11 protein-coding genes are annotated in these 10261 nt (G+C 54.5%); 8 read left to right on the forward strand and 3 right to left on the reverse strand.

The window, feature by feature from the left end; translation table 11 throughout:
• Window positions 1–13 precede the first annotated feature (13 nt).
• The 3 genes from miaB to hflX are packed head-to-tail and all read left to right on the forward strand — an operon-like array spanning window position 14 to window position 3611.
• Window positions 14–1384: a tRNA (N6-isopentenyl adenosine(37)-C2)-methylthiotransferase MiaB gene (gene miaB / locus ACTQX9_RS06135; protein ID WP_441540770.1), complete on the forward strand. Its 1371-nt coding sequence runs from the start codon at window positions 14–16 to the stop codon at window positions 1382–1384.
• Window positions 1384–2322, forward strand: a complete 939-nt coding sequence (miaA, locus tag ACTQX9_RS06140; RefSeq protein ID WP_441540771.1) for a tRNA (adenosine(37)-N6)-dimethylallyltransferase MiaA — start codon at window positions 1384–1386, stop codon at window positions 2320–2322. Before miaB ends, miaA begins: the two co-directional genes overlap by 1 nt.
• Window positions 2322–3611, forward strand: a complete 1290-nt coding sequence (gene hflX / locus ACTQX9_RS06145) for a GTPase HflX (protein WP_441540772.1) — start codon at window positions 2322–2324, stop codon at window positions 3609–3611. Before miaA ends, hflX begins: the two co-directional genes overlap by 1 nt.
• Here hflX and ACTQX9_RS06150 read toward each other — a convergent pair.
• Complete coding sequence (locus tag ACTQX9_RS06150; protein WP_441041340.1) at window positions 3596–4300, reverse strand: heparan-alpha-glucosaminide N-acetyltransferase; 705 nt, start codon at window positions 4298–4300, stop codon at window positions 3596–3598. The two genes, hflX and ACTQX9_RS06150, sit on opposite strands and share 16 nt — an antisense overlap.
• The gene (lexA, locus tag ACTQX9_RS06155) at window positions 4300–4944 is read right to left on the reverse strand and encodes a transcriptional repressor LexA (protein ID WP_427717464.1); all 645 of its coding nucleotides are present in this window, start codon (window positions 4942–4944) and stop codon (window positions 4300–4302) included. The genes ACTQX9_RS06150 and lexA overlap by 1 nt, the downstream gene beginning before the upstream one ends.
• Before the next feature lie 160 nt (window positions 4945–5104).
• Here lexA and ACTQX9_RS06160 point away from each other — a divergent pair, with 160 nt between their 5' ends.
• From ACTQX9_RS06160 to dut, 3 genes are read left to right on the forward strand one after another with little or no spacing between them, the layout of a single operon-like run.
• Window positions 5105–5557 (forward strand): LysM peptidoglycan-binding domain-containing protein, encoded by a 453-nt coding sequence (locus ACTQX9_RS06160; RefSeq protein ID WP_441540773.1) that lies wholly within the window; start codon window positions 5105–5107, stop codon window positions 5555–5557.
• Window positions 5558–5609: 52 nt separating this feature from the next.
• Window positions 5610–6053 carry a transcriptional regulator NrdR gene (gene nrdR, locus ACTQX9_RS06165; RefSeq protein ID WP_154516361.1) on the forward strand — a complete coding sequence of 148 codons (444 nt, stop codon included), beginning with the start codon at window positions 5610–5612 and terminating at the stop codon, window positions 6051–6053.
• A gap of 4 nt (window positions 6054–6057) precedes the next feature.
• Complete coding sequence (dut, locus tag ACTQX9_RS06170; protein ID WP_427717456.1) at window positions 6058–6501, forward strand: dUTP diphosphatase; 444 nt, start codon at window positions 6058–6060, stop codon at window positions 6499–6501.
• Window positions 6502–6964: 463 nt separating this feature from the next.
• Here dut and ACTQX9_RS06175 read toward each other — a convergent pair whose 3' ends face one another.
• Window positions 6965–8266, reverse strand: a complete 1302-nt coding sequence (locus ACTQX9_RS06175) for an MGDG synthase family glycosyltransferase (RefSeq protein WP_441540774.1) — start codon at window positions 8264–8266, stop codon at window positions 6965–6967.
• A gap of 117 nt (window positions 8267–8383) precedes the next feature.
• Here ACTQX9_RS06175 and ACTQX9_RS06180 point away from each other — a divergent pair, with 117 nt between their 5' ends.
• Both ACTQX9_RS06180 and ACTQX9_RS06185 read left to right on the forward strand, forming a co-directional pair.
• A complete protein-coding gene (locus ACTQX9_RS06180) occupies window positions 8384–9322 on the forward strand; it encodes an NAD(P)/FAD-dependent oxidoreductase (RefSeq protein ID WP_441540775.1) in 939 nt (312 codons plus the stop codon).
• A gap of 154 nt (window positions 9323–9476) precedes the next feature.
• Window positions 9477–10088, forward strand: a complete 612-nt coding sequence (locus ACTQX9_RS06185) for a DUF1836 domain-containing protein (protein WP_427726793.1) — start codon at window positions 9477–9479, stop codon at window positions 10086–10088.
• Window positions 10089–10261: the final 173 nt, after the last annotated feature.

The following is a 10261-nucleotide window of genomic DNA, read 5'->3' on the forward strand; positions in this document are numbered from 1 at the left end:
AGGATGTAAGCTCATGGACCAGCGCTTCGTACGCGATATTCTTGCCGGTAAAACATATTTTATCCGCACATTCGGCTGCCAGATGAATCAGCACGACTCCGAGCGCGTGAGCGGTTTGCTCGATTCCTACGGCTGTCTTATGGCGCTCGATCCGGAGCATGCCGATATTGTCGTATTCATGACGTGCTGTGTGCGCGAGGCTGCCGATACGCGCCTGTACGGTCAGTGCAATTCCTGCAAGAGTCTTCCTCCTTCTCCTTCGGGCAAGCGTGTGGTCGCCGTGGGTGGATGCATCGCTCAGCGCGATGGCGAGGGCCTGCTCACCAACGTCGATAACGTCAACGTTATTTTTGGTACGCATTCGATTGCGCACGTGGCGGAGCTTATCGCCGAGGCGTTTATGGATGGCAAGCGCCATATCCGCACGAATGAGCATGAAGATACGGACGCCATGAGTATGCCGTGGCATCGCGAGACGCAGTATCATGCATGGGTTCCCATCATGACGGGCTGCAACAACTTCTGCACGTACTGCATCGTGCCGTACGTCCGTGGTCGCGAGAAGAGCCGCCCCTTCGAGGAGATTGTCGACGAGGTGACGGGTCTGGTGCGTCAGGGTGTGCGCGAGATTACGCTGCTGGGACAAAACGTTAACTCCTACGGTCGCGATCTCTTTGGCAAGCCGCGCTTTGCCGACCTGCTGCGCGCCGTGGGTGATACGGGCGTCGAGCGTATCTTCTTTACTTCTTCGCACCCCAAGGATTTGCTTTCCGAGACCATCGATGCTATGGCCGAGACACCTGCCGTTATGCCGCAGCTTCACCTAGCAGTCCAGTCGGGTTCCACGCGTATCCTTAAAGAGATGAATCGTCGGTACACGCGCGAGGATTATCTGGGCCTGGTCGATCGCATTCGTAACCGTATGCCCGAAATTGCGCTTTCGACCGACATCATTGTGGGCTTCCCGGGCGAGACCGAGGAAGACTTTGAGCAGACGCTCTCGCTTGCCGAGACGGTGCGCTATGCCCAGGCCTACACGTTTATTTACTCCAAGCGCGCCGGTACCCCGGCAGCTGAGATCTATGATCCCACCCCGCATGAGGTTATCCTTGAGCGCTTTAACCGTCTGGTCAAGGTTATCGAGACGACGGCATACGAGTATAACCAGGGCGAGCTTCACACCGTGGTGCCTGCACTTATTGAGGGCACGAGCAAGAAAAACGACGCTGTCCTTCTTGGTAAAAGTCCTAAGAACCAGACAGTGCATGCGCCGATTCCCGCTGGCTATAGCATCGATCAGCTTATCGGCAAAATCGTCGACGTCGATGTGGATGTCGCCAAGACGTGGTATCTGTCTGGCTCCGTTGTGGGTGAGCCTCGCTAATGGTTTTCCCCGGCACAAACCTTTCTGCCGTAGCGATCGTCGGTCCGACGGCGGTCGGCAAGAGTGATGTTGCCGACCGCCTGGCCTCTCGTCTGTCGTCTGAAGTGTTATCGTGTGACGCGATGCAAATCTATCGCGGTATGGATATCGGTACGGCCAAGATGATGCCCGAGGAGTGCTCGGTGCCCCTGCGTCTTGTCGATATCGTGGACCCGGGCGTCGCGTATTCTGCTGCGCTCTATCAGTCTGATGCCCGGGCGCATATCGAGCGTTTGCTTGGTGAGCAACGGCTTCCGGTCTTTTGCGGTGGCACGGGCTTGTATCTTAAGGCTGCACTCGATGAAATGGATTTTCCTTCGGGAGAGCTCGAGGACGAACGTCGCACGGGTTATCAGGAGCTTGCCGAGCGTATTGGCGAGAAAGCTATGCATGCCCTGCTTGCCGAGCGTGATCCGGAATCCGCTGCCGTGATTCATCCTCATAACGTGCGCCGCGTGATCCGTGCGCTCGAGATGCACGATGACGGTGTGTCGTATGCCCAGCAGAAGTCGAAATTCAGCGTTCCACGTGAGCGTTATCATGCCTTGTGGTTTGGTCTGACGCGTAGCCGTGAAGTGCTGTATGAGCGCATTAACCTGCGTGTCGACCTTATGTTTGAGCAGGGGCTGGTTGATGAGGTCCGTGGCCTTATGGACCAGGGCCTGGGTGATGCACTCACGTCGATGCAGGCAATCGGTTACAAAGAGATTATCGATGCCTTGCGAGGCGCTATTACCATGGATGAGGCCCGCGAGCTTATCAAGATGCGCTCACGTCGCTATGCCAAGCGCCAACTTTCCTGGTTTAAGCGTGACGATCGCATCGTGTGGTTCGATATGGATGAGTTTACGATCGATGAGGTCGTCGATGATATCTACCGTCGTATTGAGGCTGCCTAATGGCGCGTTTTCCCTTGGTTCCCACGGCGCCTGAACCTGAGCGTGCCGTCTTGGTTGGTGTTGAGTGGCGCGATAACGCTTGGCCGCTCGACCGTTCGCTCGACGAGCTCGAGCGCTTGGCTCACACTGCTGGAGCCCAATGCGTGGCACGCTTGTCTCAGCGTCTGGTCAAACCTTATCCCAAATCGTTTATCGGCTCCGGTAAGGTCGATGAGCTATGCGGTTTGGTGCATCGTATGGATGCGGATGTTGTAATCTTCGACGACGACTTGACTCCTTCACAGCAGTCATATCTTGAGAAAGCCGTGGGCGAACCGGTCAAGATTATTGACCGTACGGCGTTGATTTTGGATATCTTTGGCCTGCATGCTCAGACGCGTGAGGGTCGCTTACAGGTGCAGCTGGCTCAGTTGCAGTATCTGCTGCCTCGTCTGCGAGGTATGTGGAGCCACCTTGCTAAGGAACAGACGCGTGGCGGCATTGGATCGCGTTTTGGCCAGGGCGAAAGTCAGCTCGAGGTCGACCGTCGCCTGATTCGCGATAAGATCGCTGCGCTTCGCCGCGAATTGAAACAGGTAGAACAACGTCGTGATGTGCAATCGAAAAGCCGTATTGAATCGCCGGCGTTTCGCGTGGCGTTGGCTGGCTACACCAATGCCGGTAAGTCGACGTTGCTTAATCGATTGACGGGATCCACGGTACTTTCGCAGGATAAGCTGTTTGCCACGCTCGATCCTACGACGCGTTCGTATCGTTTACCCGGTGGCCGTGGCATGACGATCACTGATACCGTTGGCTTTATTCAAAAGCTGCCCCATGGCCTGGTCGACGCGTTTAAATCTACGCTTTCCGAGGTGCTCGGCGCCGATTTGGTTCTTAAAGTTGTGGATGCTTCCGATGAGGATTACGGGCGTCAGCTTGAGGCGGTTGATCGTGTCCTTGACGAGATTGGTGCCGGTGAGCGCCTGACGCTTACCGTGTTCAATAAAATCGATCTGCTCGATAGCGTCGACCGCTTGAGCTTTCGCCGGCGCTATCCCGAGGCGGTATTGTTCTCGGCTCAGACGGGTGAGGGCCTTGATGACTTAGTCGATCGCATCGCTCGTGAAGCGGCCGCTACGGACGTGTTGCTCTCGGCCGATATCCCGTATCGAGAGGGCGCGTTAATCACGCTTGTGCACGAACAGGGAACCCTTCTGCACGAGGAATACCTCGAGGACGGCGTTCGTATTGTGGCAAAGCTTCCAGCCCGTATCGCACCGCGTCTCGAGTGTTATCGAACAGAGTAAATCAGCTCCAGTACACCCAAGATAACCGGTTGATGAAGCAGGTAGAACGGCAGCGCATGGCGCCCGAGACTTGCGAGCGCCGGGATGGGATTCGCATAGGCCCATCCCGGCGCCTCATAGTTTGCTTCCTGAGTCGTGTGGGCGGCAAAGAAGCCTGCAAGGTACATAAATAAGAATGGTATGACTGGATAGTAATCACCAGAGACAAAGTCTGGACTTGGGAAACCCAGCCAAGCTAAATAGGGGATAGGATAAACCGTTTTAGGAATGCTCCAGGTAAGGGCAAAAAGTGTGAGGCAAATTGCTATACCCCATACCGACGGCACTTTAACGATCACCGGACGCGCGAGCGCGACAATGGCGGTGCAGGCCGCCATGCAGAACATGATGCCGAAGTTCACCGAGTCATCGACTGAGACGAGCGTCGTCGCGACCCATACAACAAAAGCGGCAGCGGCATATTTGACGGCACGCTTGATGTTGTTGCGCGAGAGGGTGCACATCCAGCCGGCAATAAACAAAAATACCCAACTGATGCTGGCACGCCAGATGTCTTGGAAGATGGTCTGAGTAAACCACGGCATATCCCAACCATAAAGATAGGCAAGATCGTAGCAAGCATGAAATCCTGCCATCGACAGCATGGTAAATCCGCGAATGGTATCAAAGACCGTGATGCGGTTTTGCATTACGAGAACCGGCGCATCAATCCAACAACCTTGCCCAGGATCGTCGGATTTGTCGCATAGATGGGCTCCATGGTGTCGTTTTCGGGCTGCAAGCGAACTCGTCCCTGCTCCTTGTAGAACGTTTTGACCGTTGCGGAGCCATCGATCATGGCCACAACGATCTCGCCATTCATGGCGCTCTTCTGTTCGCGAACGATGATATAGTCGCCGTTAAGGATACCGACGTTAATCATCGAATTGCCGTGGACCTCGAGGATAAAAGACCCCTGGTCCGTTGCGATCTCGGTCGGGATGGTAAAGGTGTCCTCGATATTCTGCTCGGCAAGGATGGGGATCCCCGCGGCGACACGGCCCACGAGGGGTAGCGATACGGTTCCGCGGGGTGCCGTGGGCTCATCGGACTTTGAGATGGAGACGGAGGCTCCGTCCTCGTCAAAGAGCTCTAGGGCACGAGGCTTGGTGGCGTCACGTTTGAGCAGGCCGCGTGCTTCCAGTGCGGAGAGATGTGCATGTACGGTGCTAGGGGAGGAAAGACCCACAGCCGAAGCCATCTCACGCACGCTGGGCGGATAGCCCTTTTCCTGCTGATACTCCTTGATGAAGTCGTAAATCTGCTGCTGTCGCTTGGTAATTTTGCGAGCCATCAGGGATTCCTCTCTACCTAACTCAAACAAATGTTCTATGTTTGCTTGACAGGAACAACTGTTCGAAGATAATAATAACCGAACACTCGTTCCCGCGCTAGAATTTTTTGTCCTCGCGGCTTGATAAAACAGTTCTCGTCAAAAAACGCGAGAGGAGAACATGATGAATGCAACGGATATGGTCCAGGGAAACCTAGCCCTTAAGCTCGAGACGCCTGCGGCGCCGGCTTTCACGGTTGTCAAAGGCGGCCGATCTGGTTTTCAAACACTGCCTGGCAAGCCCGTCCGCAGCCAGTGCGTCGCCACGACTTCGGCCCCCGTTCCTCTGAAGGCCTCGACGATTGTCGCCCTGGCCGTTGCGCTCACGCTCTTCTTTGTACTTGCTACCTCGATCTTCAGCGCTCGTCACGCCGCATATGCCGAGTCGGCATCTAACGTTACCTATGAGACCGTCCGTGTTCAGTCTGGCGATTCCCTGTGGTCGCTTGCTCAGGAGCATTCCGTTGACGGTCTTTCTACACAGGAGACTTCTGACATGATTCGCAGTGTCAATCATCTGGAGCATGGGTCACTCGATGCGGGTGACGTTCTTAAAGTTCCTGCGCGTTCGTAAGATTTAAACTCCGGCACATGGTACCCTTGTTATCGTTTTTGAGGGAGGTACCATGCGCTGTCCCAGATGCGGCAATGCACATACCCGTGTTGTCGATTCCCGTATGCAGGAATCTAATAACACCATTAAACGCCGTCGTGAATGTTGTTCGTGCAACTATCGCTTCACAACATTCGAGCGATGCGAAGACCCCATCGAGGTCATCAAATCTGACGGGTCAAAGCAGCGGTTCGATCGCAATAAGCTGCTGGTCGGCTTAATGCGCGCTACGATTAAGCGCGACATCGACACGAAAAAGCTCAATGAACTCATCGATGACATCGAGGTGGAGCTGCGTTCCCGTACGCTGACGGCTGTTACGTCCCACGACCTGGGCGATATGGTGCTTAAGCGCTTGGCCAAGATCGACAAGGTGGCCTACATTCGCTTTGCCTCGGTCTATCGCGATTTCAAAGACATCGATGAGTTTTTGCAAGAGCTCGACAAGCTAAGGTGATTTTATGTCCAACATTACAGTCAACATTAAGCGTCTCGACCCTACGATCGAGCTTCCCAAATACGCCCATCCCACAGATGCCGGTTTGGATCTCCGTGCCAATGAGGACTGTACCCTTAAGCCCTTCGAGCGACGCTTGGTCTCTACTGGCCTTGCGATCGCGCTGCCCGATGGATACGCTGGCTTCGTTCAGCCTCGCAGTGGCCTGGCTATTAAGCAGGGTCTGTCTATAGTCAACACGCCCGGTCTTATAGACGCCCACTATCGAGGTGAGCTTAAAGTCATCCTTATCAACCTGGATCCATCCAATGAAATCCAGATCAACAAGGGTGACCGAATCGCTCAACTCGTCATCCAAGAAGTTCCCACGGTCAATCTCGTGGAGGTAGACGAACTAGACGAAACCGACCGAGGAGCCGGCGGTTTCGGTTCTAGCGGCGTCGCTTAGTCGTTTACGTACTGTCCGCTGACCGGCCCGACCCGCCTATATATCATCCCATGCTCAAACATTCTCGCGGGGGCGCTCGTATCCCTCCCGCCCGCCTCTCACACATATCATTCCATGCTCAAACATTCTCGCATCGCTTCGCTCGCTGCGAAACTGCGCGTGGAACGATATGTGTGATAGGCGGGCGGGCGGCTACTCGCTTGAAAAATATTTACATTCTAGTAAGCCAATGCGACAAAGGAACAGTCCCTTTGTCGCATTGGCTTACTACATTTGAATTTTCCGGCTTTGCCTTTGCAGATTCTAATGGTGGGGAATCTGGTATAGCTGCTAATACGTAAACGCAGCTTACCCGCGGGAGGCCCCTATATATCGTCCCACGCGCAGTTTCGCAGCGAAGCGAGAATGTTTGAGCACGGGATGATATATAGGGGCCTCCCACGGGTAAGCGGACATTAAGACCCTAGCGGATATGGGCTGGTTTTCCGCCCCAGTAGAAGCGGCAGAAGGCTCGTTTGCGCTTTTGGGGCTTGCCTGTAAGTTCCATGGTTGCGATGGCGATGTCCTCGGCCGCGTGTGGACGGCGTAGCACTTCGCCATTGATGAGCAGTGCCTTGAGCGACTCGGGATGATCGTGGAGATGGCGCAGCGTCACAATGAGCTCGCGTGCGGTGGTGACATGCATACTGGCGCCCAAGTCGGTGAGCATGGTGGTGTTGGCCTTTTCCTGGCCATAGGACTTGCCCAACAGAATCATCGGCAGGTGTGCACACAGGCATTCGGTAACAGTGAGTCCGCCCGATTTGAGAATTGCCAGATCGCAGCCGTGCATGAGCGCTGCCATGTCATCGACATAGTCAAGGACCGTGACGTTTTCGAGTTTCATGGCTTCGAAGAGCGTTTTCAGGCGCGTGGCGTATTCCGTGTCCTTGCCCGGCAAAAAGACAAAGTGCATGTCCTCGAAGCTACGGAGGAAGGGGAGGGTTTGGTCCATCGCCGCGCGAAAGCGAACGTACGGTTGAGGTAAACTGGCGCCGGCCATTACCAGCACAATGGTCCTGTCGATAGGGAGATTGAACTTCTCGAGTTCTTCCTCACGATTGTAATCCGTGTCAAATCCAGCGCGAATAGGGATGCCCGTAATGCGTATCTTTGCCTCGGGAACCTTGCGTGGGCGGAGCGTCTCGGCCATAAACTCGTTTGCCACGCAGAATAAGTCAGTGTCCTTATGGGGCCACCAGCCCTCGACTTCGTAATCGGTCGGCACGCAAATGACGGGATAGTCGATGCCCGTAATGACGCGCGCACCAACCGCAACGTTGGCTGCCGTGATATGTGTGGCGACCACGGCAATAGGCCTACGAGTGCGAACGTATTCGTTAAATGCGGGAAACATAATGCGCGACCACGCCGTGCCGCCGCCCCAAAGCAGGTGTCCGGTAAGGGTATATCGCCAGGTCAAGTCATAAATTGGGCGTGTAGCGCCGGTAAACGATGCGGCCGTTTTGTTGCCGTCGAATTTTATGCGTCCAAAATCGAGGATATCCAAGACCTCAATCTCGACATCCTGCGGTATTCCCTTGGTGCCGCGTATAAGCTCGAATGCTTGTGCGATAGCGTTGGCTGCCGCCTTGTGTCCCGAACCAACCGATGCGTGGACAATGGTCACTAAGGGCTTTTGTTCAGGTGACGGCATCAATTGCTCCGATTGAGGGGCGCTTTGCGTGGGCAGGGGAGCGTCGTTGCCCATCTGCGTTTGATCCATCGATAACTCCCCTTCATCGTTGTTTCGCAACGTATCATTGTAGTGCATGACTGTCATGTTCTCCTAAATTTGGGTATGAGCGCAAAGAACGCCAATGTTTCGATGAGAGGACACTCCATGACTACCAATCAGCCGATCGATGTTGCGATTATCGGCGGCGGCCCAGCGGGCTATGCTGCAGCCATTTATGCTGCGCGATCCAATCTAACGACGACCGTGATTGAACAGGGCATGTCGGGAGGACAGATCGCCACAACCAATGAGGTCGAAAACTATCCGGGCATTCCGCTCTTGAGCGGTGCCGAACTCGGCGAGCGTTTTCAGCAACATGCAGAGGGCCTGGGAGCACAGGTTGCATGGAGCATGGTGACGGGTATCGATTACGATGCGGATGCGGCGCTGTTTACGGTGCATCACGATACGGGCGATACGCTGGCCTCGAGTGTTATCGCCTGTATGGGCGCCACGCCGCGCTCTGCTGGTTTTGTTGGCGAGGATACGTATCGCGGTCGCGGCGTTTCGTATTGCGCCACATGCGATGGCATGTTCTTTCGTGGCAAACAGGTCTTTGTCATTGGCGGCGGTAATGCTGCCTGCGAGGAAGCCCTGTTCTTATCAGAAATTGCCAGCAGCGTGACCATCGTCTTGCGCCGCGATCAGTTCCGTGCTCCCGATGGCGTGGTTCAAAAGGTACTCGCTAAAGATAATATTTCGGTTAGGTACCAAACTAGTATTGTGGAGCTATCGGGCGAGGCTATGCCTACAACTATCACGTTTAAGGACAACGCCACTGGTGATACCTATTCCGAGTCCTTCGATCCAGGTTCGTTTGGCATCTTTGTCTTTGCCGGAACACAACCCCATACTGAGCTTGTACAGCATCTGGTGGATCTGGCGCCTGACGGCGGTATCGTTACCGACGACTCGATGGCCACGCGCACGCCGGGTTTGTTTGCTGCCGGCGATATCCGTTCCAAGCGTTTACGCCAGGTTGTGACCGCCGTTTCGGACGGAGCCATAGCGGCTACCAGCGCATACGCCTTCTTACGAGGATAAGTACGATAATATATCTTATGTAAGGTTGCTATCTTTATACAAAGTGGTTGGACGGTGCGCCAATGTGCTGTCCAACCACTTTTACTTAGCCGCTATGTGGTATGCAAAACTAGATAATCTAGAATACAATATAGAAAACGAACGGAGGCCTCTTATGAACCACGTCAAACATGTTATCCCGATGTCCGATACATCGGTCAGCATTAAGCCGGAGGATATTCAGCCGACGGTGCTGCCGGATGCATTTATTCAGTCCGATATGGTGGGTAAACTCAATGCGTTGAGCCTGCCACGCTATGACCAGCTGCCCAACGTAACACTCTATCGTGATCAGGTTATTGAATATGTTGCACTGTGGATGGAGCCGCTTTCGATTTGCGTAGAGCAGCCCGTTATCACGCCTTCGATGATCAATAACTACGTAAAGGTCGGCCTCGTTCCTGCTCCGGTTAAAAAGCAGTATGGCCGCGAGCAGATTGCGCGTCTCATTGCCATTTGTATCTTTAAGCAGGTGCTGCCCATCGCTGCGGTTCAGGCGCTCTTTAATATTCAGCGCTTGAGCTACGACGCTCCGACGGCTTTCGATTATGTAGTCGATCAACTTGAGGCATCGATTCGTGCGGCTTTTTCCCTTGAGCAGACTCCCGTGCCCGATACCGCACATCAGGTTACGCGCGAGTCATTGCTCGTACGCAGTGCGGTTTCGTCTTTTGTATCGAAGGCGTACCTGATGAGCTACCTCAAGTTCAATGGGTTTAATAGCTAGGCGACGTATAACGCGGGCGGGATAATAATGAGGTGTGATAGCGATAGCGGCAAAAAGCTAATCTGGAGAGAGGAGAGCAGGAGGGGGCGGCTGCTGAAACGGGCCAAGTTCCCGGTCCCCAAGACCTTCGAAGGGTACGACTGGTCGAGGGTAAAGGTGCCGGAGGAGATCGG

The organism is Collinsella sp. LCP19S3_F2, from assembly GCF_052121015.1.
Lineage (GTDB): Bacteria > Actinomycetota > Coriobacteriia > Coriobacteriales > Coriobacteriaceae > Collinsella.

Coding starts and splice junctions, on each gene's coding strand:
- nrdR (WP_154516361.1), top strand. CDS start 5,610: ATGCGCTGTCCCAGATGCGGCAATGCACATACCCGTGTTGTCGATTCC.
- hflX (WP_441540772.1), top strand. CDS start 2,322: ATGGCGCGTTTTCCCTTGGTTCCCACGGCGCCTGAACCTGAGCGTGCC.
- ACTQX9_RS06185 (WP_427726793.1), top strand. CDS start 9,477: ATGAACCACGTCAAACATGTTATCCCGATGTCCGATACATCGGTCAGC.
- miaB (WP_441540770.1), top strand. CDS start 14: ATGGACCAGCGCTTCGTACGCGATATTCTTGCCGGTAAAACATATTTT.
- lexA (WP_427717464.1), bottom strand. CDS start 4,944: ATGGCTCGCAAAATTACCAAGCGACAGCAGCAGATTTACGACTTCATC.
- miaA (WP_441540771.1), top strand. CDS start 1,384: ATGGTTTTCCCCGGCACAAACCTTTCTGCCGTAGCGATCGTCGGTCCG.
- ACTQX9_RS06160 (WP_441540773.1), top strand. CDS start 5,105: ATGATGAATGCAACGGATATGGTCCAGGGAAACCTAGCCCTTAAGCTC.
- dut (WP_427717456.1), top strand. CDS start 6,058: ATGTCCAACATTACAGTCAACATTAAGCGTCTCGACCCTACGATCGAG.
- ACTQX9_RS06180 (WP_441540775.1), top strand. CDS start 8,384: ATGACTACCAATCAGCCGATCGATGTTGCGATTATCGGCGGCGGCCCA.
- ACTQX9_RS06175 (WP_441540774.1), bottom strand. CDS start 8,266: ATGGATCAAACGCAGATGGGCAACGACGCTCCCCTGCCCACGCAAAGC.
- ACTQX9_RS06150 (WP_441041340.1), bottom strand. CDS start 4,300: ATGCAAAACCGCATCACGGTCTTTGATACCATTCGCGGATTTACCATG.